General features: G+C 63.0%; 24 protein-coding genes. 5 read left to right on the forward strand and 19 right to left on the reverse strand.

What is annotated here, in order from left to right:
- Positions 1–35 precede the first annotated feature (35 nt).
- On the reverse strand, positions 36–1,571 hold the full coding sequence (locus tag GT590_RS11365) for a helix-turn-helix transcriptional regulator (protein ID WP_009306898.1): 1,536 nt from the start codon (positions 1,569–1,571) through the stop codon (positions 36–38).
- Positions 1,572–1,769: 198 nt separating this feature from the next.
- Between GT590_RS11365 and GT590_RS11370 the strand changes: the two genes are divergently transcribed.
- The 4 genes from GT590_RS11370 (at position 1,770) to GT590_RS11385 (ending at position 6,513) form a co-directional block, all read left to right on the forward strand.
- On the forward strand, positions 1,770–4,205 hold the full coding sequence (locus tag GT590_RS11370; RefSeq protein ID WP_161171099.1) for a DMSO/selenate family reductase complex A subunit: 2,436 nt from the start codon (positions 1,770–1,772) through the stop codon (positions 4,203–4,205).
- 15 nt (positions 4,206–4,220) lie between these two features.
- Positions 4,221–4,856: a 4Fe-4S dicluster domain-containing protein gene (locus tag GT590_RS11375; RefSeq protein WP_015761410.1), complete on the forward strand. Its 636-nt coding sequence runs from the start codon at positions 4,221–4,223 to the stop codon at positions 4,854–4,856.
- Between the two features lie 182 nt (positions 4,857–5,038).
- The gene (locus GT590_RS11380; protein WP_015761411.1) at positions 5,039–5,662 is read left to right on the forward strand and encodes a DMSO/selenate family reductase complex B subunit; all 624 of its coding nucleotides are present in this window, start codon (positions 5,039–5,041) and stop codon (positions 5,660–5,662) included.
- Positions 5,659–6,513, forward strand: coding sequence for a DmsC/YnfH family molybdoenzyme membrane anchor subunit (locus GT590_RS11385; protein WP_015761412.1), 855 nt, complete (start codon positions 5,659–5,661; stop codon positions 6,511–6,513). Before GT590_RS11380 ends, GT590_RS11385 begins: the two co-directional genes overlap by 4 nt.
- 343 nt (positions 6,514–6,856) lie before the next feature.
- On the opposite strand, the gene GT590_RS11390 is transcribed toward GT590_RS11385, so the two are convergent.
- Positions 6,857–7,336 (reverse strand): molybdenum cofactor biosynthesis protein B, encoded by a 480-nt coding sequence (locus tag GT590_RS11390; protein WP_009306903.1) that lies wholly within the window; start codon positions 7,334–7,336, stop codon positions 6,857–6,859.
- 1 nt (position 7,337) lies between these two features.
- Positions 7,338–8,594, reverse strand: coding sequence for a gephyrin-like molybdotransferase Glp (gene glp, locus GT590_RS11395; RefSeq protein ID WP_009306904.1), 1,257 nt, complete (start codon positions 8,592–8,594; stop codon positions 7,338–7,340).
- A 201-nt stretch (positions 8,595–8,795) separates the two neighbouring features.
- Between glp and GT590_RS11400 the strand changes: the two genes are divergently transcribed.
- Positions 8,796–9,359 (forward strand): gamma carbonic anhydrase family protein, encoded by a 564-nt coding sequence (locus GT590_RS11400; protein WP_009306905.1) that lies wholly within the window; start codon positions 8,796–8,798, stop codon positions 9,357–9,359.
- A 92-nt stretch (positions 9,360–9,451) separates the two neighbouring features.
- Here the strand turns inward: GT590_RS11400 and eno are convergent, their stop codons facing one another.
- The 16 genes from eno to GT590_RS11480 form a co-directional block, all read right to left on the reverse strand.
- Positions 9,452–10,744, reverse strand: a complete 1,293-nt coding sequence (gene eno / locus GT590_RS11405) for a phosphopyruvate hydratase (protein WP_009306906.1) — start codon at positions 10,742–10,744, stop codon at positions 9,452–9,454.
- 177 nt (positions 10,745–10,921) lie between these two features.
- Positions 10,922–11,983 carry a type II TA system antitoxin MqsA family protein gene (locus GT590_RS11410; protein WP_306770023.1) on the reverse strand — a complete coding sequence of 354 codons (1,062 nt, stop codon included), beginning with the start codon at positions 11,981–11,983 and terminating at the stop codon, positions 10,922–10,924.
- Complete coding sequence (locus GT590_RS11415) at positions 11,937–12,314, reverse strand: hypothetical protein (protein WP_009306908.1); 378 nt, start codon at positions 12,312–12,314, stop codon at positions 11,937–11,939. The genes GT590_RS11410 and GT590_RS11415 overlap by 47 nt, the downstream gene beginning before the upstream one ends.
- Positions 12,315–12,397: 83 nt before the next feature.
- The gene (locus tag GT590_RS11420) at positions 12,398–13,252 is read right to left on the reverse strand and encodes an energy-coupling factor transporter transmembrane protein EcfT (RefSeq protein ID WP_009306909.1); all 855 of its coding nucleotides are present in this window, start codon (positions 13,250–13,252) and stop codon (positions 12,398–12,400) included.
- Between the two features lie 60 nt (positions 13,253–13,312).
- Complete coding sequence (locus tag GT590_RS11425) at positions 13,313–15,073, reverse strand: MFS transporter (RefSeq protein WP_035579021.1); 1,761 nt, start codon at positions 15,071–15,073, stop codon at positions 13,313–13,315.
- Positions 15,074–15,240: 167 nt separating this feature from the next.
- The gene (locus tag GT590_RS11430) at positions 15,241–15,606 is read right to left on the reverse strand and encodes a hypothetical protein (RefSeq protein ID WP_009306911.1); all 366 of its coding nucleotides are present in this window, start codon (positions 15,604–15,606) and stop codon (positions 15,241–15,243) included.
- Between the two features lie 35 nt (positions 15,607–15,641).
- Complete coding sequence (locus GT590_RS11435) at positions 15,642–15,902, reverse strand: hypothetical protein (RefSeq protein WP_009306912.1); 261 nt, start codon at positions 15,900–15,902, stop codon at positions 15,642–15,644.
- A gap of 239 nt (positions 15,903–16,141) precedes the next feature.
- Positions 16,142–16,729, reverse strand: a complete 588-nt coding sequence (gene rplQ, locus GT590_RS11440; RefSeq protein ID WP_009306913.1) for a 50S ribosomal protein L17 — start codon at positions 16,727–16,729, stop codon at positions 16,142–16,144.
- Positions 16,730–16,741: 12 nt separating this feature from the next.
- Positions 16,742–17,692 carry a DNA-directed RNA polymerase subunit alpha gene (locus GT590_RS11445; RefSeq protein ID WP_009306914.1) on the reverse strand — a complete coding sequence of 317 codons (951 nt, stop codon included), beginning with the start codon at positions 17,690–17,692 and terminating at the stop codon, positions 16,742–16,744.
- A 29-nt stretch (positions 17,693–17,721) separates the two neighbouring features.
- The gene (gene rpsD / locus GT590_RS11450; protein ID WP_009306915.1) at positions 17,722–18,348 is read right to left on the reverse strand and encodes a 30S ribosomal protein S4; all 627 of its coding nucleotides are present in this window, start codon (positions 18,346–18,348) and stop codon (positions 17,722–17,724) included.
- Positions 18,349–18,367: 19 nt separating this feature from the next.
- The gene (gene rpsK, locus GT590_RS11455) at positions 18,368–18,766 is read right to left on the reverse strand and encodes a 30S ribosomal protein S11 (protein ID WP_009306916.1); all 399 of its coding nucleotides are present in this window, start codon (positions 18,764–18,766) and stop codon (positions 18,368–18,370) included.
- 11 nt (positions 18,767–18,777) lie between these two features.
- Positions 18,778–19,146 (reverse strand): 30S ribosomal protein S13, encoded by a 369-nt coding sequence (gene rpsM, locus GT590_RS11460; protein WP_009306917.1) that lies wholly within the window; start codon positions 19,144–19,146, stop codon positions 18,778–18,780.
- Positions 19,147–19,168: 22 nt separating this feature from the next.
- Positions 19,169–19,282 carry a 50S ribosomal protein L36 gene (gene rpmJ / locus GT590_RS11465; protein WP_006363204.1) on the reverse strand — a complete coding sequence of 38 codons (114 nt, stop codon included), beginning with the start codon at positions 19,280–19,282 and terminating at the stop codon, positions 19,169–19,171.
- 156 nt (positions 19,283–19,438) lie between these two features.
- A complete protein-coding gene (gene infA / locus GT590_RS11470) occupies positions 19,439–19,675 on the reverse strand; it encodes a translation initiation factor IF-1 (protein ID WP_254654319.1) in 237 nt (78 codons plus the stop codon).
- Positions 19,676–19,944: 269 nt separating this feature from the next.
- Positions 19,945–20,532, reverse strand: a complete 588-nt coding sequence (locus tag GT590_RS11475; protein ID WP_009306919.1) for an ECF transporter S component — start codon at positions 20,530–20,532, stop codon at positions 19,945–19,947.
- Between the two features lie 128 nt (positions 20,533–20,660).
- Positions 20,661–21,701 (reverse strand): twin-arginine translocation signal domain-containing protein, encoded by a 1,041-nt coding sequence (locus GT590_RS11480; RefSeq protein WP_009609357.1) that lies wholly within the window; start codon positions 21,699–21,701, stop codon positions 20,661–20,663.
- Between the last annotated feature and the right edge of the window lie 46 nt (positions 21,702–21,747).

The following is a 21,747-nucleotide window of genomic DNA, read 5'->3' on the forward strand; positions in this document are numbered from 1 at the left end:
CAGTATAGCACTTGGGATCGTGGCGAAGCCCGCCCTCATTCATGCAGCATGTCCAACAGCTCTTGACGACGGTGGATGTCGAGCTTCGTGTAAATGTGCTTCGCGTGCGTGCGCACGGTGTTCTCGCTGATGACCAGGCGCTCGGCGATGGCGGCCATGCTGTTCCCGCGCGCGATAAGCTCCATGACCTCCGTTTCGCGCGTCGACAACCCGTGCGCCTCCTGCAGCATGAGACATTGCTTCGACGTGCGATCGCGGATGACGCCCGCGTCTTCGGATGCCGAAGGGCGATTCCGTCGGCGCTTTGCCGCAGGTTTCGCCGCCTTCTGCTGCCGCGGCTCCTCCGGCGCGCCGACCGCCAGGAACTCGATGGGATCGGCCGTCACCGTGCCCTTCGCCGCCAGCGATTTGAACAGCGTGCCCGTGGCCGCCAGCAGCGTGAGGCCCAGCACGTAGCTCGATACCATGGCCACGATGAACAACCACTCGCGACCGCCGATCCACATGAAGTCGCTCACCCAGCCCAGCAAGAAGCCGGCGCTCTGCATGATGTAGGCCACGCCGCCGAAGAACCCGTAGATGAACACCGGGTTGATGCCGCGGTCGCGCGAGATCTGCGCGCACTGCATCATCATGAGCATCTGCACTAGCGAGAACACCATGTACGTAAGCGCCGCGAACAGGTTGAGATAGGTCGCACCCAAAAACGGCAGCAGCAAGAACCCCGTGATGATGAGCGGATACACCACACGGAACACCGAGGTCAGCCCGAACCGGAAGCTCATGCGGTACCACAGCACCAACAGCACCACCGCCGACACCAACGAGCCCAGCATCGACGCGCTGTTCACCACTGCGCCGATATCCTCGTGCAGAAGCGCGATGCCGCGGATGACGCCGCTGGCGAACGCGAGCGACCCCACGCACAGCGCACTGCGCCAATAGTCGGCCACCACCTGCCGATACACGCGCGGATGCTGCTGCGGCACGTCCTCGAACATAGGCTGGTCCACGTGCATCTCGCGCACCGAAAGCGCGATGCAAAGGCCGCACAAGGGCACGAACACGAGCGGTATGAGGAAAGCCGTCAGCGCGATGGGCACGAGGTACAGCGCAAAGTAGATGAGCGGCGCGATGGCCGTGCCCACGATGAGCCGCAAGTTGCCCTCGGCCGACGGCAGCGACGCGAAGTAGCGCTGCCATAGCATGAACATGCCCGCGCACCCGATGCCCAGCAACACGCCACCGGCGAACACCAGCGGGAGCGTGGCCGCCTGCACGTACATGGCCGCGATAAGGCAGGCCGACCCGGCGAACACCAACAGCGCGCTCAGCGACACCAGCATCACACGCGCGCCGCGCGGAAAGTAGTACGATCCGAGCATGCTGGCTACGAACGCGCCGCCGAACGCGAGCGCCTGGGCTAGGAAGAACGTGAGGGTGATCTCCGCCGTCTGGAATTCGAGCGGCAGAAACGGGAAGACACCGCCCCAAATGGACGTGGCGTTCACCGTGAGAAAACATGCGTAGCCCCAACTGGACACATGCATGCGCGATGAGCTTTGCTCCACGACCCCTCCTATCCCAGCTTGCACGACGCTTCGCATGGTAGCATAGCCGTCGGCTCCGAAACGGGGGATTCAGAGAATAGTGATGACTCCTACCTGGGGTTTTGTTCTTAAATCACATGACGAGTGTGATTCCCCCGCCAGCTGTTTCCGGTACTTTGGAACAGGCGAGAGGAACAATCGAAGCAAGAGGAGGGAACCATGACCATGAACGAATCGAGCGTATCGCGCCGCACGTTCGTCAAGGGATCGCTGGCCGGCCTGGCGCTTGCCGGCGCTGCCGGATCGACCGCGCTGTACGGCTGCGCGCCGAAGGACGAGAAGGGCGCCGCAAGCGAGGGCGCTGGCGCATCGACCGACCAGATCTCGTGGAGCCAGTGCAACGTCAACTGCGGCGGCAACTGCGTCTTCCAGTGGCACTCCCAGGACGGCAAGATCGTCTACATGGAGTCCGACAACACCGGCGACGTCGATCTGCAGGCGCGCGCCTGCCTGCGCGGCCGCTCCATGCGCCGTTGGATCAACAGCCCCGATCGTCTGACGAAGCCCATGAAGCGCGTCGGCAAGCGCGGCGAAGGCAAGTTCGAGGAGATCAGCTGGGACGAGGCCATCGACACCATCGCCAGCGAGCTGAAGCGCGTCATCGACACGTACGGCAACGAGGCCATCTACGTGAACTACGCCACCGGCATGTACTCCACCACCGGCAAGCAGCCGGGCCTGCGCCTGCTGGGCCTGCTGGGCGGCTACATCAACCAGGCGTACGACTACTCCACCCACATGCTGCAGGTGGCGCTGCCCTTCATGTACGGCAGCAAGTGCAGCCCGTACGACAACGTGCACGCTTCCTCGTTCTCCGAGGCCGAGCGCGCCTCCGACCTTGTGGTGATGTTCGGCAACAGCCCGGCGGAAACCCGCATGGGCGGCGCGAACGCCGTGTGGGACTTCGCGAAGGTGCGCGAGTCCGTCACCGGCCGCGGCGGCAAGATCGTCAACATCGACTACCGCATGAACGAGTCGTGCTCGGGACACCCGGACGAGTGGCTGCCCATCCGTCCCGGCACCGACGCCGCGCTGGCGTCCGCCATCGCGCACGAGTGGATCGCGAACGACCAGGTGGACAAGGGCTTCCTGGACGAGTACTGCGTCGGCTACGACGAGGACACCATGCCCGAGAGCGCCAAGGGCCAGAACAAGTCCTACAAGGACTACATCATGGGCACCGGCTACGACATGGTAGAGAAGACCGCCGAGTGGGCCGCCCCCATCACCGGCATCCCGGCCGAGCGCATCAAGCAGCTGGCAGCCGACATCGCCGCCGCCGAGGCGCCGTTCATCTGCCAAGGCTGGGGCCCGCAGCGCCACACGAACGGCGAGGACACGTCGCGCGCCATCTGCATGCTGCCCGTGCTCATCGGCAAGATCGGCCTGCCCGGCACGAACACCGGCCAGCGCGAGGCCGAACCGCCCACCTATCTCGTGGGAAGCCTGCCGTTCGAGAACCCCATCAAGACGGCCATCCCGGTGTACCAGTGGATCAACGCCGTGGACCACGGCAAGGAGATGACGGCCACCAACGCCGGCATCGTGGGCGCCGACAAGCTGAACAACGACATCAAGTTCCTGTGGAACTACGCGGGCAACTGCATCACGAACCAGCACGGCGACATCAACTACACGCACGACGTTTTGGCAGACGAGAGCAAGCTGGAGTTCATCCTGGTGTGGGACACCGTGATGACCGACTCCGCCAAGTACGCCGACATTCTGCTGCCCGACGCCATGCGCTCCGAGCAGCTGAACATGCAGACGCAGGGCTACTCCGAATACTACACCGCCGTCGTCGTGGGCGGGCCCGCGCAGGAAGCGCCGGGCGAGTGCCGCTCCAGCTACGACGTATGCGCCGACATCGCCGACAAGTTCGGCAAGAAGGACGCGTTCACCGAGGGCAAGACGCAGGAAGACTGGATCAAGGAGCTCTACGAGGCCGGCGCGAAAGCCGACGGCAACATGCCCACCTGGGACGAGATCAAGGCCCAAGGCGTGTACAAGCGTCCGCTGGAGCCGGCCATCGGCCTGGTGGACTTCCGCACCGACCCGGTGAAGAACCCGCTGTCCACGCCGTCGGGCAAGATCGAGATCTACTCCGAGCAGCTGGCCGAGATCGCCGCCACGTGGGAGCTCGAAGAGGGCGACGTCATCAACCCCATCCCCGTGTTCACGCCCGGCTTCCAGGGCTACGGCTCGGTGACCGACGAGTACCCGCTGTACTGCACGGGCTTCCATCACAAGAGCCGCACCCACTCCTCCTTCGGCTTCATCCCCGAGCTGGAGCAGGTGGCGCGCCAGCAGCTGTGGATCAACCCCGCCGACGCCGAGTCGCGCGGCATCGCCAGCGGCGACACGGTGGCCGTGAAGAGCCCCGCCGGCGAGATCCGCATCGAGGCTTTGGTCACGTCGCGCATCATCCCGGGCACCATCGGCATCCCGCAGGGCGCGTGGCACAAGGCCGACATGAACGGCGACCGCGTGGACGAGGGCGCGTGCGTCAACACGCTGACCACGTACCGCCCGACGCCGCTTGCCAAGGGCAACGGCCCGGCGCACTCCATCATCGCCCAGATCACGAAAGCCTAACGGGGGGAGGACCACATGACTCAGTACGGATTTTTCTTCGACAGCACGCGCTGCACGGGTTGCCGCACCTGCGAGATGGCGTGCAAGGACTACAAGGACCTGTCCGCCACCATCGCATTCCGCAAGGTGTACGACTACGAGGGCGGCGCCTGGAGCGACGTGGGCGACGGCACCTTCACGTCCGACGCGTTCGCCTACCACGTGTCGCTGGGCTGCCAGCACTGCGCGATGCCGGCCTGCATGGCCAAGTGCCCGCAGGGTGCCATCGAGAAGGATACCAAGACGGGCCTGGTGCACATCAACCAGGAAAAATGCACGGGCGTGGGCGCCTGCGTGGAGACGTGCCCCTACAACGTGCCCATCGTGGACAAGGCCCTGGGCAAGGGCGTGAAATGCGACGGCTGCGCCGACCGCGTGGCCGAGGGCAAGAGCCCCATCTGCGTGGAGGCCTGCCCGTTGCGCGCGCTGGAGTTCGGCGACATCGAGGAGCTGAGGGCGAAGCACGAAGGAACGGTGGCAGGCATTGCGCCGATGCCGTCGCCCGACGAGACGACGCCCTCCATCGCAATCCTGCCGTGCCCGGCGGCGAAGGAGCCCGGCGACACCACTGGCGCCATCGCCAATGAGAAGGAAGTGACGGGCGTGGCCTAACCGGCATCCGCCACTCGAAGGGGCGCCGCAGGGGCGCCCCTTCGCATCTTCGAACGAAGGCCCCCTTCCCCAGGACGGGGCTTCCCCGCGCACGGCGCCGCCCGAACGGGCTCCGGGGAATCGACGGGCCTTCGTGGTAGAATCGTCTTCGTCTTCCATCGTTTCCGACCGAAAGCGGCATTATGCCACGGGGCTTCTTTTACGACAATACGCGCTGCACCGGGTGCAGAACCTGCGTCATAGCGTGCAAGGACTACCATGACCACGGACCGGACATGGCCTTCCGCATGGTCATCGACTACGAAGGCGGCTCCTGGCAACCCGATGTCGACGGGACGTTCTCGCAGGACGCGTTCGCCTACCACGTGTCCATCTCGTGCAACCACTGCAACAACCCCGTGTGCACCCGCGTATGCCCCACCGGCGCCATGCATAAAGACGAGCTCGGGCTGGTCTGGCCCGATGCCACCAAGTGCATCGGCTGCGGCTACTGCACCATGGCCTGCCCCTACCACGCACCGCATATCGACGCGCGCCTGAAACGCAGCAGCAAGTGCGACGGCTGCCGCGACCGCCTCGTCGACGGCGAGCAGCCTGTCTGCGTGGAAGCCTGCCCGCTGCGCGCGCTGGAGTTCGGGCTGACGTCCGAGCTGACCGACCGCCACCCCGACGCAGTGCGCTCCATCCTGCCGCTGCCGGACGAATCGGCCACGCGCCCCAACCTCCTCATCCTGCCGTCGCCTGCGGCCGAACGAGCCGAAAAGCAGGGAGGCAGCATCGTGAACCGAACGGAGCTTCATCTATGACCAGCGGATTCGACGCCTTCTCGCTGGGCCTGTTCACCTCGCTCGCACCGGCGGGCGTCGTTGCGTTCCTGGCACTCGCGCTCGTGCGGCTCTGGTCGCGCGACCGCACGGCCTCAGTGCGCATCGACCGTATGATCGCGCTGCCGTTCAGCGTGGTTCTGATCGGGTTCATCGCCTCGGCCACGCACCTCGGAACGCCCGCGAACGCGCTGCACGTGTTCTCGGGCGTCGGCCGCTCGCCGCTGTCCAACGAGGTTCTGAGCGCTGTCGCGTTCCTGTTCCTGGTAGGTTCGTACTGGATGATGGCGTTCAAGGAGCGCTTTCCCGATGCCGTGGCGAAGCCATGGCTGGCGTTGGCCTGTCTGGCAGGAATCGCGCTTATCGCGTGCACGTCCATGGCGTACAACGTGGACACGGTTCCTACCTGGGATACCGCATTCACGCCGGCGAACCTCGTGTTGGCAGCGTTGCTGGCAGGCCCTGTGTTGGGGCTCCTGTTCCTGGAGCTGGCGCAGGTGCGGCCGCGCGCGCTCGAGCGCGCGCTCGTCGTACTGGCGGCGCCCGCGCTCGTGGCGGGGACCGTCGTGCTCGCACTGCACCAGGAGAGCCTTCCCGCCATCGCGAACAACGAGTTCGCAGCCAGCACGCTCGCGCCTTCCTATCCTGCTGTCATCGGCGCGCATCTCATCGTAGGCGCGATCGCACTCGCAATAGCCGGCCTGTCGATGAAGCGCGTCCAATCCCGCCGCACGACACTCGCACTGAGAGCCACCGCCAGCCTGCTCGCGCTCGCAGCCGTCTTCGTCACCCGCATCGTGTTCTACCACCTGCACATGACCGTGGGATTCTGATCGAACAGTTCTCCCGTGTGGCAACACAGCGGTCGTTCGCCGACTTCCCTGATTTTGGCAAAAATTTCGAGGTAAGAAGATGTTAGCCAAGGAATACTTGCACTATAGGATGCCTTGCCCAGCTCGTTTCGACAATAATCCCAGGTCATGTTTTTCCATACAGCCTGAACCGTAGAGTTAGATGCAGATGACATCTTCCTACCTCGAAATTTTTGCCAAAATCCGACTCGCTACCGATACTATCGCTGCCCGCGCAAACAAAAACCGACTCCCCTGCGTACGAAGAAACCCTTACGATAGGAAAGTTCAGTCGCATACGTCAAACACCGCGGGGAAGCGGTTCCTAATGCCCGCCGCCGGCCATCATCTTCACGGCGTGCGGCAGGGCTTTCACCACGCCGTCCCAGTTCTCGCGGGCAGCCTTCTCGCTGCCGGGCAGGTTGATCACCAGGTGACGGCCGCGCTGCATGCACAGCGCGCGGGACAGCATGGCGTACGGCGTGATGGCCAGCGAATGCGCGCGCATGGCTTCGGCTATGCCGGGCACGTTGCGATCGCACGCGTCCATCGTGGCCTCGGGCGTCACGTCGCGCAGCGAGAGCCCGCTGCCTCCGCAGGTCAGCACCACGTCCACGTCCTGCTCGTCGCAGGCGCGCACAATGGCCGACGCGATGAACGGTCGCTCGTCGGGCACCACCACGTGGCTCTTGCACTCCCAACCGTTTTCGGCGATCAGCGTCTCCAGCGCTGCGCCGGCCGTATCCTCCTTCATGCCGCGCGTATCCGAGCACGTGATAATGGCGAAGGTGATGTTCTGTTCCATCTTACAAACTCACTTCCTCGGAAACGTCGAGCAGGACGCACTGCACAAGCGAGCCGGCAGTGCGAGAGTCGAGGCCTTCCGGCAGGATGGCCATGCAGTTGCTGCGCTGGATGACTCCGAACAGGCCCGAGCTCTGGTTCTTGGCGGGCGCCACCACGTATTCGCCCTCATCGTTCTTGTACAGCGTGCCGCGCAGGAAGATGCGGCGCGGGTCCTTCTTCTTCACGTCGCGCGATAGCTTCGCCATCACCGACGGGCGCTCGAAATGCGCATACCCTTGCATCTTGCGCAGCGCGGGGCGGATGATCATCTCGAAGCCCACGTACGCCGCCGCCGGGTTGCCGGGCAGGCCGAACACGGGCGTACCGCGCACGATGCCGAACGTCTGGGCCTTGCCGGGACGAATGTTCACCGTGGTCATCAGCAGCTCGCCCAACTCGGACACCACGGGCTTGATGAAGTCGAAGTCGCCGTTCGACGCCCCGCCGCTGGTCACGACGAAGTCGTACGCGTCCGCCGCCGCGGACACCGCCGCCGCAAGCGCCTCCTTCGTATCCTCCACGATGGGCAGGATGACGGGTACCGCACCCGCTGCTTGCGCGCAGGCGGCAAGCGCGTAGCTGTTCGAGTTGCGGATCTTGCCGGGCGTGGGCACGACTGTGGGATCCACCAGCTCGGAGCCGATGGAGATGACGGCCACGCGCGGACGCCGATGCGTCGGCACCTCCACGATGCCGCATCCCGCGAGGAACCCGACGCCGGCCGAGCCGATGACCTCGCCCTTCGACACCACCGTCTCGCCCGCCTTCGCCTCTTCCCCGGCCTCGCGCACGTTGGAGCGCACGGCGGTGGGGGCGGAGAACGCCACGCGGCTGCCGGGCTTGCCGTCGCCGGTCACCACGTCGACGATCTCGTATTTCACCACGGAGTCTGCGTCGTCGGGCATGGGCGCGCCGGTCATGATGCGCACGCACTGCCCGGCCTCGATAGAGCCTTCAAACACGTCGCCCGCCGCGATCTCGGCCACGACGTCCAGTTCGACCGGCGCTTCCTGCGACGCCTCGGCAAGCTCGGCGGCCCGAACCGCGAACCCGTCCATCGCCGAATGGGCGAACGGCGAGATGTCGATATCGCTCTTCAAATCGGCGGCGGCCACGCGGCCGACCGCTTCCAACACGGGCACGGTTTCCACCGGCAGGGGCGCCGCATGGGACAACACGAGCGCACGGGCCTCTTCAAGTGAGATCATTTCTGGCATGGTTGCACATCCTTTTCCTTCGTGCGGCTCATTATAGCGCTTGCAGTATAGTGTTGCGCAGGAAGTTTGGCAGCATCGGCAGTCGTACGCGGGCTTCAAGGGGGGGCGCTCCACCCAATCGCCATGATCTGACGATAGCCCCTCGCCCCCAGGTTCGCGATAATGGAAGGACACCGAACCCTCGCACACAAGGAGACGCCCATGACCTCAGAAGAAACGCCCCTGTACCACCGCGTGAAAGCCCATCCCACCGCCCGCATCGCGCCGTCGGCTGGCATCGTGGGCGACGTGACCATCGGCCGCGACGCCAGCGTGTTCGCCGGCGTGCAGATCCGCGGCGACGACGCGCCCGTCGTCATCGGCGACGAGTCCAACTTGCAGGAGAACACGGTCGTCCACGTGGATTTCGACGTGCCCTGCATCGTGGGGCCGCATTGCACCGTAGGCCACGGCACCATCCTGCACGGGTGCGAGCTGGGCGAAAACGTGCTGGTGGGCATGGGCTCCATCGTGATGAACCGCGCGAAGATCGGCGCGAACAGCCTGATCGGGGCAGGATCGCTGGTGACAGAGGGCAAGGAGTTCCCGCCGGGCAGCCTCATCATGGGCACGCCGGCGCGCGTGAAGCGCGCGCTGACCGACGAGGAGATTGCGTCCATGTGCACCTTCCCCGCCGACGACTACGTGCGCCAAAGCGGCGAAATGCTGGAGCAGGGAGTGCTGGAGCACCCCGCCCCCGACATGGACATGCACCGGGGAGCGTAGGGCAAAGCCTTTTCCCGCTCATGAAGAAGGGCTGCCCAAAGGCAGCCCTTCTCGTTTCGCGAAGCTAAAGAGCCGTCAAGCTCTCGCAACCGTTAGCGGTTGATATTGTAAAAGGCGTTCATGCCGGCGTACTGGGCGGCGGTGTCCAACTCTTCCTCGATGCGGAGCAGCTGGTTGTACTTCGCCACGCGGTCGCTGCGGCAGGGCGCGCCCGTCTTGATCTGGCCGGTGTTGCAAGCGACGGCCAGGTCGGCGATGGTGGTGTCCTCGGTCTCGCCGGAGCGGTGGCTCATGACGCATGCATAGCCGGCCTGCTTCGCCATCTCAATGGCCTCCAGCGTCTCGGTCAGGCTGCCGATCTGGTTCACCTTGATGAGGATGGCGTTCGCGCAGCCCAGCTCGATACCCTTGGCCAGGCGCTTGGAGTTGGTGACGAACAGGTCGTCGCCCACCAGCTGCACGCGGTCGCCGATGCGGTCGGTCAGCTCTTTCCAGCCGTCCCAATCCTCTTCGGCCATACCGTCCTCGATGGAGACGATGGGGTACTTGTTCACGAGCGCTTCCCAATAGTCCACCATCTCGGCGCTGGTCAGCTCGCGGCCCTCGCCCGCCAGCACGTACTTCTTCTTATCGGCGTCGTAGAACTCGGTGGATGCCGGGTCCATGGCGAACATGATGTCCACGCCGGGCTTGTAACCGGCAGCCTCGCACGCCTTCGTCACGTACTCGAGCGGCTCTTCGTTCGTCTTGAAGTTGGGGGCGAAGCCACCCTCGTCACCCACGCCGCCGCCGAGGCCCGCGTCATGCAGCACCTTCTTCAGCGTGTGGTAGATCTCGGCGCACCAGCGCAGCGCCTCGGCGAACGTGCTCGCGCCCACCGGCATGATCATGAACTCCTGGAAGTCCACGTTGTTGTCAGCATGCACGCCGCCGTTGAGGATGTTCATCATGGGCGTGGGCAGCAGGTGCGCGTTCGCGCCGCCGACGTACTTGTACAGCGGCAGCTCAGCCGACTCGGCAGCAGCCTTGGCGCAGGCCAGCGACGCGCCAAGGATGGCGTTCGCGCCCAAGGCACCCTTGTTGTCGGTGCCGTCCACCTGCAGCATGATGTCGTCGATAAAGCGCTGATCGTCGGCCTCGACGCCGATGAGCGCCTCGGCGATCTCCTCGTTCACGTGGGCGACAGCATCCAGTGTGCCCTTGCCGAGATAGCGGCCCTTGTCGCAGTCGCGCAGCTCGACGGCCTCGAACGCGCCCGTCGAAGCGCCCGACGGCACCGCGGCACGGCCGAACGCGCCGTCTTCCAGCACCACTTCAACTTCCACGGTCGGGTTGCCGCGCGAGTCCAGAATCTCGCGACCGAACACATCGATGATGACGCTCATGCATGCCTCCTAGTAGGTTTTCCCGCTTTGCCGCATCGCCACGGCAAAGATGCACTTCGCGGTAATCATAGCACGTCGGAAGCGCAGCGTTCGTCCCTTTGGCCGTTTTCCCGCCATTGTCGACAAGCGGTCGAGAGGGCGAAACGCGAGCCCTACCTCTTCAACGCGCTAGCCCGATCACGAAGCCCAGAGAAGGTGCGCGGCGTACTCGTACGAGATGATGCCCCCCACCTCCGTCTCGCGCCAGCCTCGCTCGCCATGGGAGAACTCGGATAACGCCGACGTTGAAGCGAAGCCGTTGGCGAACGAGCATACCGCGTCGAGCAGGCTCAGGTCGGATGCAGAAAAACAGATGGGATCCTCCGCGCGTCCCGCAACGATCACCTGGCCGTCGCCCTGTTCGCGCAATGCGAGCGCCTCGTCGTCGACGAGACCGGCAACCAGCAGCTCGAACTGGTCGGGAACCGGACCGAACGGCGCCTTCGCATAGCGCAGACCCGTGAAACCTTCCCCGCCGTCGCGGTAGGCAGCGAAATCCAGATAGAACAGCACCTTGTTCAGCTTCGTGCGATACAGATCGTGAACATGCCGGGCAAGGTAGACCACCGTCTCGCGCATGCGATCCGAATCGAACGCGCGCATGCCCGTATCCAGCGTCTTTTCCTTCGCGATCTCGTCCAGCACGTTGAGCCGAACCACCGCGTAGTCGACCCGGAAGAGACCGCGCTTCCGCACCGTATCGCACGCTTTGGCGCGCTCTTCGTCAGAAAGCTTGCGCGCGCCCCGTTCCAGGCACTTCAGCAAGAAGCGCGGATCGCGCGCGTTGGCTAGCAGCTGCGCATGGGAATCGGAAGCGAGGCACCCCCGCTCGTACCGTTGCAAGCTGGCCACGCCGATGTCGAGAATCGCCGCGAGCACTCGCTGCGAGAACCCGTATTTCTTACGCAGCGCAACGATCTCCTCGGGCAGCATCAGCCCCATCTTTTCTTGGTACGCGTGGTAGAGCTTATGAAGACCCTTATCCACGATCGGCGCCCATCCGATAGATTCACCGCATTTCGGGCAAACGTAATGTTCGATATCGGCCTCGACCGTCACGCCTCGGACTTGCTCGACATGGTGCCGTATCTCGTATGTCGCGTCAACTTCCTCCCAGCATTCCGGGCAAAGCAGCGATTTCGTGCACGTCATGTCACGATGCCTTTCTATACGGATACGAAAGAGGTCGTTCCGCCTCATGGAACGAAACGCAGATCGATTTCACCGTTCCCTGAATAACGTAGATCGCAAATTTTATATATGTTTCGAATTGCGCCACATAGGCTCCGAACACCCATAGATCATGAGGGCGACCTTTGTCGTCAGATAGCGGCCCCTCGCAATAGTCTTCGACTTCAAGCCCTCGCATAATCCGGCGCACGTCACGATAGTCGAATTCCACCAACCTCATGAAAGCCCTCGTTTTGCTGGATGGATTGTATTCGCCAGCGACAAAGAAATCGCAGGCTTCAACCTGCCGCACCAGCGCCAACACCGCTTCGATCTTCCAGCGTTCTGCAACCGTCCCCATCGCTCACCCCGCATCACATCATTTGATGTGATCAGTATACCATGAAAGCATGCCGAATGACATCAAATGATGTGATAGCACTACTACAGCCACACGGCCAGACCGATGCACGCCAGCAAGCCCACCGCCAGCACGAGGCCGCTGCGCCCCGAGAACGCGCGCGGCGCAAGCGAGGTGCGTTCGACATCAGGGGCGCCGTAGCAGCGCGCGTCCATGGCGACAGCCAGCGAATCGGCACGCCGGAACAACCCGACAAACAGGGGAATCAGCACCGTCTGCCACGCGCGCAGCCGTTCCCACAGGCTGCCCTCGGCAAACGAAGCACCTCGCGCCCATTGGGCGTCGTGCACGCGACCGAACTCCTCGGCCGTCACCGGGATGAACCGCAGCGCCAACGAGAACACCATGGCGATGTCGTCGGTGGGAACGCCCAAACGCTTGAGCGGCCTCAGGAAGAAGCCCAACGCGTCGGTCAGCTCGGTGGAAGTCGTCGTGTACGTGACCGTAAGGCTGGCCACCACCAGCAGCACGATGCGCACCGCGAAGAAAAGGCCACGCGCAAGCCCTGCCGGCACCAGCCCGAACGACCCGATCAGCGCCACCGGCTCCCATGCGGCGAGCACTCCCGCCGACACATCGCCCAAGGCCGGCGGAGCCGCGCTCGCAGCCTGCCCCACGTCAAGCGAGAACCCGTTGAACAGCACGGTGAACGCCACGATCACGTACACCGGCACGAGCAAACCGAAGAACCGTCGCGCCGGAATGCGCGACGCCGTCGCCACCGTGACGAACAGCAAAGCGCACAGCCCCAAGCCCATCCAAGAACGCACCAAAAACAGCGTGACGGAATACGCCGCAAGCAGCACGATTTTCACGCGTGCGTCGCACGCGTGCACAGCAGAGGTTCCGGGGATGTACGAACTGACGTTGATACGCATGCTGGCAGTATGCCACAACGGCGTTTCCCGCGCGACGACCAGGGTGACAATTCCGCGCGATCAGCGCGCCGGCTCCCCCTTCGCCTGCCCGGGCCGCGGCCTGTCTTCCCGGTAGAGCGCAAGCAGCGCCAACCCCACGAGCGAGCAAATCCCCACCAGCAGAAACGCACCGCGAAAGCCTTCGTCGACCGTGCTCTGGAACGTGCTTTCTATGTCGCCTGCCCGATCGTCGATGGCGGCGAGGTACTGTTGCTCCGCCGCGTCGACGGCTTCGGCCGGCATGCCCGCCGAAGCAGCTTCCTGTTCGATCTCGGTTTTTGCCAGCGTCTTCACGTTCGCGACGATCGTGGTCACATCCGACCCCTTCATCAGCTGTTGAAGATCGTCGGGCAACCCAGCGCCATCGCCTCCCTGCGCTTGCCCGCTCGCTAGCTGCGCAATCGATTGCCCGCCCGGCGCATCGGGCAGAACGCCCATGATGCGATCGGGAATGGCCATGCCCGCATGCGCGATGAACGCAACCAGCACGGCAGGCGCGACCGCCGTGCCCACCGAGCGCACCAGCGACAGCGTCGCCAGCGCCGAGTTCGCCTCGCGCTCCTTCGTCTTCGCCAGCATCATGTAGTTGAGCGGCGTTCCAATCGTGAAGCCCATCCCGATGCCGATGGCCACGAGGCTGATGATGAGCGTCGCCATATTCGCGAACTGCGTGGCCACCAGCGCCAGGAACATCGCTCCCGCAGCCGAAGCCGCCAGCCCGAACGCGAGCACCGCCTTCACGCCGAAGCGATCGATGAGCTTGCCCGACACCGGCGCTCCCACCCCGGCGAACGCCGCCAGCACGATGACTACGTAGCCGCCGCTGCCCGAGGGCAGTTTCAGCACGTTCTCGGCGAACTGCGGGATGAAGATGATGCCCATCAGGATGACGCCGGTGATCACCGACAGCACCAACGTGATCACGATGTCGCGGTCGCGGAAGTACGACAGGTTGAGCACCGGGTCGGCCGCGCGGCGCTCGATCAGCACGAACACCGGAAGCAGCACGACGAACGCGAGCAAGAACGGCCACACGTCAGACGAGGTCGCAGATGCTCCCAGATCGAAGAAATCGAGGTTCTTCAGTCCGTACAGCAGCGACAACACCATCGCCACCAGCACTGCAATGCCCCACCCGTCGATGGGCTTCACCTGCTCGGCTCGCGTGTTCGGCAGCACGAACAGCCCCGCCACCACGATGAAGGCGCAGATGGGAACGTTCACGTAGAAGATGAACTGCCAGTTGGCCTGCCCGAACACCGATAGGATCAGGCTGCCGGCCGACGCTCCGAAGATGTTGGCAATGCCGTACACGCCGCCTACCAGACCCAACGCCAGCCCGCGCTTCTCGGGAGGAAACGTCGTGCCGAACTCGGCCGTGGCAACAGGCACGATGCCGCCTCCGCCCACCGCCTGCACGGCGCGCGCGGCTAACAGCATCCAAAAGCTCCCCACGTCCTGCGCCAACCCGCATAGAAGCGACCCGACACCGAACAGCAGGATGCTCGCAAGGTACACGTACTTGCGTCCCGAACGGTCCGCCAGCTTGCCCATCACCGGAATGGCGGCCGCGTAGGCAAGCGTATAGATGGTGATGATCCACACGCCCATCTGCTCGCCGATGCCCAGATCGCTCTGGATGACCGTGCGGGCAGGCGTGACGATGCCGGTATCGAGCGCCCCGATGAACAGGCCCAGCAGATACACGGCCGCAACAAGCGCGAACCCCTTGCCGCGTCCGCGCGAGGCGGACGAAGCAGATGAGGAAGAAGACGGAGCCATGGCACGACCTTTCAAGAGTGAATCAACCGGCAAGAAAAAGCCCGCGGCGCTGGCCACGGGCTTCGGAGGATGCCGGGCGCGCTCGTTTCCAAGTGCGCCCGGGGCGAGGACGAAAGCAGCGTAAGAGCGCTTTCGCCCTCGCCGCTGACGGTCGAGCGCGTGAGCGCCTAGCGGCCTTCGCGAATGTTCTCGACACCCTGCTTTACGTTGTCCTTGGCATCGACGGCGGCATCTTTGATAGCCTCGCCGGCCTTGCCGATGGACTCTTTGACGGACTCCATGAATCCTTCGCCCTTCTCATCCTTGCGCTGCTCGTGCTGCTGCGCGCGCATAGCGGCCGCGGGGTCGCCCGTGCGCTGCGCTTCCTCGTGCTCGCGCTTCGCGGCGGCATCCTCGGCCTTGCGCTCGTTCATGCCGGCCTTGGCCTCGTGGTAGGCATCCTTCATGTTGTTCTTCACGTCGTGGCCCATATCCTTCGCGCCGTTCTTCATATCGACGGACGCGTCGCCCGTCTTGTAAGCCCGATCAACCATGATAGTTCCTTTCAGATAGAGGTATCGTTTTCGTGCTACGCTTCGTCGGCTTCGCCGGTGGTCTTGATAAGCAGCTCTTCCGTCTCGGCTTCGGCGCGATCGAAATCGAACGCCGTAGCCGCCGCCTCCACGGATTCCTTCTCGTTGCCATCGCCGTCGACGGCCTCGACGTACTGCTCGGCCTCGCGCTTCACTTCGTTTTCGATGCGCTCGAGGTCTTCGGCCGCCTCCCGATTGAGCTCGTCGGCATCATCCTTGTCGATGCGGACGTCTTCCTTCGTGGTCGTGCCATCCATGTCGGCTCCTTTCCATTTGCACGGCGCGAAGCACCGCGCTTTGCGTGCTGAGTTCATACCCCGATTGTACTGAGGAAGCCCTGCGCGCACGACCACCGCAGCGCTACGGTACTGAAACGGCTGCGCGACAGCGCATGGATGAGACATTAACCCTGTCCCTTTGTCTCATTTTCATCCTCTGAAAAGCAGAACGGGGACCCGCAGGTCCCCGTTCGGAAAAGCAATCTGAAAAGAAAAGGCTACTTAGCAGCCTCTTCCTCCTTGGCATCGGCCGTCTCGACCTCGGCGGCTTCCGCGTTCTCGGCGGCAGCCTCTTCGGCCTTCTCGGCAACCTCGACGGCGGCTTCCTCGGCCTTGGCCTCGGCGGCCTCCTCCTTCGGAGCCTCCTCCGCAGCCTCGACCTTCTTCGGAGCGGCCTTCTTCGTCGCCTTCTTGGCAGCGGGCTTCGGCTCTTCCTTCTTCTTCACGGGCTCGGTCACGAGCTCCATGATAACCATGGGAGCGTTGTCGCCCTTGCGGTTGCCCAGCTTCATGATGCGGGTGTAGCCGCCCTGGCGGTCGGCGAACATGCCCTGCTCGACCTTCTCGAAGATCTCGCGCACGAGTTCTTTGTCGCCCAGAGCCGCGATGGCCAGACGACGGGAATGCAGGTCGCCCTTCTTGGCCCACGTGATGATCTTATCCACGTTCGGACGGATCTCCTTGGCGCGGGACTCGACCGTCTTGATACGGTCGTTCAGGAACAGGGCGTTCACCAAGCTCTTCTTCATGGCCTTGGTGTGGCTGAAGTCGGTGCCCAGCTTGCGGCCCTTGTAGTTGTGTCGCATGATTCGTATCTCCTATAGCTTCAAATTGAGGTCCATGGAAATGAGCTTGTCCTTCACTTCTTCAATGGACTTCGCACCAAAGTTTCTGATGTTCAGCAGGTCGTTTTCGGAGAACTCAACGAGCTGGCGCACCGAGTGGATTCCGGCACGCTTCAGGCAGTTGTACGAGCGGACGGACAGGTCGAGATCCTCGATCTGCTTGTCCAGCTCGGCGTTGGACTCCTGGCCCTCCGGCGCGAAGATGGACGGGATTTCGCCCTCCTCCTCGTCGACAACGTCGGACAGGCTCAAAAACGCGCCCATGTACTGGTTGATGATGTTGGACGCGCGGCACACGGCCTCGGTGGGCGTGATGCTGCCGTCAGTCTCAACTTCCAGCACGAGCTTGTCGTAGTCGGTGCGCTGACCCACGCGGGTGTCGGTGACGTTGAGCGTGCAGCGGCGAACCGGCGAGAACAGCGAGTCCACATGGATGACCCCGATGGGATCCTCCGTGCGCTTGTTGCGCTCGGCCGACACGTAACCGCGGCCCACGCCGATGCGAACCGTCATGTCCAGCTGACCGCCGTCGGCGACCGTAGCGATGACGTGCTCCGGGTTGACCAGCGTGAACTCGGTGGGAATGTCGAGATCGGCACCCGTCACCGTGCAAGGACCCTCCGCCGACACATGCGCCGTGGCTTCCTCGATATCATCGTTCAGTGCGGAGAACACAAGACCCTTGACATTCAGGACGATATCGGTGATATCCTCGATGACGCCTTCGGCCGTCGTGAACTCATGCTGCACACCCTCGATCTGGATGGCGGTGGCTTTCGCACCATCCAGCGAGGAGAGCAGAACGCGGCGCATGCAGTTGCCCAGCGTGTAGCCGTAGCCACGCTCGAGCGGCTCGACTATGAAACGTGCGACAGTGTCGTTGACTTCTTCCGTTGTTACCGTAGGCCTCATGAACTCTGTCATGTGGGATAAGCCTCCTTACTATGCCGCGATTATTTCGAGTAAAGTTCGACGATGAGCTGCTCGCGAATGTCCAGATCGATTTGATCGCGCTGCGGAAGAGCAAGTACACTACCCTGAAGTTTCTCGATGTCCACCTCGAGCCATGCGGGCACCTGAACACGCTCGTTGGAGATGAGCGCGCTCTTGATGACCAGCAGATCGGCAGCCTTCGGAGCGACGGCCACGAGGTCGCCCGGCTTGACGCGGAACGACGGGATGTCGACGCGACGGCCGTTCACGGTGATATGGCCGTGACGCACCTGCTGACGAGCCTCGGCGCGAGACTTCGCAAAACCGAGACGGTACACGACGTTGTCGAGACGGCTCTCCAGGATACGCAGCAGGTTCTCGCCCGTCACGCCCTTCTGGCGGTTAGCCATATCGTAGTAATGACGGAACTGCTTCTCCAGGACGCCGTAGATGCGCTTGGTCTTCTGCTTCTCGCGCAGCTGGTTGCGATATTCGCTTTCCTTGATGCGCTTCTTGCCGGCCTCGCCCGGCGCGTAGTTGCGGCGCTCGATCGCGCACTTCTCCGTGTAGCAGCGATCGCCCTTAAGGAAAAGCTTCGCCCCTTCACGACGGCACAGACGGCAGTCCGCTCCAGTATAACGAGCCATAATTCTTAGATCCTTTCAGTTACACGCGACGACGCTTGCGCGGACGGCAACCGTTGTGCGGAATGGGTGTGCAATCCTGGATGCTGGCGATCTCGAGGCCGGCGGCCTGCAGAGAGCGGATGGCCGTTTCGCGACCCGAGCCCGGGCCCTTCACGAACACGGAAACCTTGCGCAGGCCATGCTCCATAGCCGTCTTCGCAGCGGCCTCGGCGGCCATCTGCGCAGCGAACGGCGTGGACTTGCGCGAACCCTTGAAACCGACCGTGCCGGCGGACTGCCAGGAGATCACATTGCCCTGAGGATCAGTGATGCTCACGATCGTGTTGTTGAACGTAGACTTAATATGCGCAGCGCCGACGGCGATGTTCTTACGCTCGGAGCGCTTGATGCGCGTGCGCACGTTTTTCTTAGCTGCCACTTGAGACTACCTCACTTTTTCTTTCCGCCGATTTGCTTACGAGGACCCTTGCGCGTGCGCGCATTCGTGTGCGTGCGCTGTCCGCGAACGGGCAGGCCGCGACGATGACGGAGTCCACGATAGCAGCCGATCTCCATGAGGCGCTTGACGTTCTGGGAAACCTCGCGGTGCAGGTCGCCCTCCACCTTGATGTTCGCCTGAATGTAGTCGCGCAGCTTGGTAAGGTCATCCTCCGTGAGGTCCTTCACGCGGACGCTGGGATCGACGCCGGTTTCAGCGAGGATCTTCTTGGAGGTCGTCAGACCGATGCCGTAGATGTAGGTCAAGCCGACTTCAATGCGCTTGTCGCGAGGAAGGTCGACACCAACAAGACGTGCCATAGGTTATATCTCCTCTTTCTTCCTAGCCCTGACGCTGCTTATGGCGGGGGTTCTCGCAAATGACGAGCACCTTGCCATGGCGTCGGATGATTTTGCACTTGTCGCACATTTTCTTGACCGAAGGACGTACCTTCATAATCATTTCCTTTCGGTTAATGCGTTCTCGTATCTATATGTCACACCCAGCCGCTGGTGATAGCTTTCCTCTTTTTGCTGCTTGCGCAAGGCGCGCAAGCCCCTCTTCGCACACAAATTCTGCACAGGTTGACACGACCTGCACGCTTTTACGGTGCTATTTGAACCGGTACGTGATGCGTCCGCGGTTCAGGTCGTAGACGGACAGCTCGACCGTCACCTTGTCTCCCGGCAGGATCTTGATGTAATGCATACGCATCTTGCCAGAAATATGGGCCAATATCTTGTGCCCGTTTTCGAGCTCCACCCTAAACATAGCGTTTGGCAGCGCTTCGAGGACGGTCCCCTCGAGCTCGATAACATCTTCTTTGGTCAAAAGTGCTCCTTCAAGCATATCGTCGTTAAGCAGCAACCATAGATGATACCAAAAGTATTCGGTTATGTACACGAGAATTTGAGGACGCAGAATTCCAACAAACCTTCTGGTCCGAATGCTACCTGCTTGCCAGGCGTGCGGTCGTGCCGCGCAGCCCGCGTCTCAGAAACGGGGCCGCCAGGTATTCGCGCGAAGCGCAGCCGCCTTGTCGGCTTCGACGCAGATCGTGCGCACTGAGGCGCCCGCGTCTTCGGTATCGTTCTATTCTAGGCTATTACGCTGAAGGGTCAAGAGCGATTTTGGTCGGAGTTGGAAAGGTTGCCTTCCTGTTCCTCCAGCAACGAAGCCAGCTTGCGGTACGATACGATGGCTACGACGGAGTTCGCCAGCGCCTTGACCACGTTGAACGGCAGCAATGCCGGCAACACCAGCGAAGCAACCTGTTCGTAGGTGGCGCCCATGTACAGCGGCGTGACCACGAAGTTCAGGCAAATGGAAACCGCCGAGGACACCACCACGCCGGCAGCGCATCCCAGCACGGCGTGCATCAGGCACGGTTTCCGACGGTACACGGTCCCCACCACAAGGATAAGCGACACGGTGGCCATAATGTTCATGAACGCGCCGAGCGGATCGGTGACGAGGTGCGGTATCCATGACGTCACGGCCACGGCCACGCCGATCCAAGATCCGTACAAGATCGTAGCCAGCAGCGAGACGATGCCCGATGGATCGTACTTCAACCATTCGGCCCCGGGCACCACCGGCAGCTCGACGAAGCTGAGCACCATAGCCATGAGGATGAGCAGCACGATGGCGGCGACTTGCTTCGGCGAACGCTCCTGCCATCCGTAGGGCAAACTCTCCGCGACCATAACACCTCCTTAGTTCGCATCATTATACGCTGCGAGCCACTTTGCGACCTTGCGGTCAAGCGACAAAACGAGCCGGCTGGAAAACAACCGGCTCGCTTGGGGACAAATACGATAGGCGAAACGCTCGCCTACGCCGTCTTAGCAGCCGCAACGGCGGTGTCGACGTAGCCGGCGGTATCGACGAGCGTGGCGCCCGAAACCGCGTCCGGGCCCTTCGCCTTCACGTCGGCGATCTTCTGTCCGGCCACAAAGGACTCGATAGCCGACATGGATTCGATCCACGGCGTAGTGGACTGGGCCTTTTCCTTCATGCTGGCGCTGTACATATCGGAGTTCACCGACTTGGACATGAGCGCCTTGCCCTCGGCGTACCCTTCGGCGAAGGCGGCGTCCGAATTGGGCACGGGCACCAGGCCGGCAGACGAAGCGTCGGCGAACTGGAACTCGTCGATGCTCGAAGCAACCAACACGTCCCCCTGCACAAGGGAAACGGCTTCCGCGAACGCCTTGTCACCGTGAGCAGCCGCGGTGGCGCGTCCCATCTTGAGGTCGGAACCGTCGCCGGCATACGCACCCGTCGTGGTGATGTCGTCGCTCCCGGCGACCTCGGACACGAGCTTCAGATAGTTGGGCGCGTCCACGAGGGTGGCTCCCGTCACGGCATCGAGGCTCGTCTTCGTCAGATCGGAGGCCTTCTTGCCCACGCAGTACGCCTCTATCGCCTTCATCGACGTCAACCACGGCGTGGTGGACTGGGCTTTCTCCTTCATGCTGGCCGAATAGGCATCGTTGTTCACCGTCTTCGACATGAGCACCTTGCCCTCGGCGTACCCGTCCGCAAATCCAGCGTCGGAGTTCGGCACGGGCGTGATGCCCGCCGAATCAGCAGGCATGAACTGATAGTCATCCACGCTGGCGGCGAGGATGGTACCGTCTTCGGCCGTGGCGACAACCACGCTCGTAAAGCACTTGTCTCCGTGAGCGGCGCCGTAGCCGCGATGCAAGGTCGCAGTTTTGGCAGCGGTGTCGGGCGCGGTTGCAACTGCAGAATCAGCTTTCGCTGCAGCATCGCCGCCTGCGCACGAGCTGAGCGTAGCAGCACCGGCCGCGCCCAATGCGACCACGATGCTTCCCTTAAGAAAATCACGACGCGAGACGTTCGTTTCCATAATGGCCTCCCTTGAATTCCCTCTAGACAACGGGGCAAACCATACG

The organism is Eggerthella sp. BIOML-A1 (genome assembly GCF_009875595.1).
GTDB classification, from domain to species: Bacteria; Actinomycetota; Coriobacteriia; order Coriobacteriales; family Eggerthellaceae; genus Eggerthella; species Eggerthella lenta.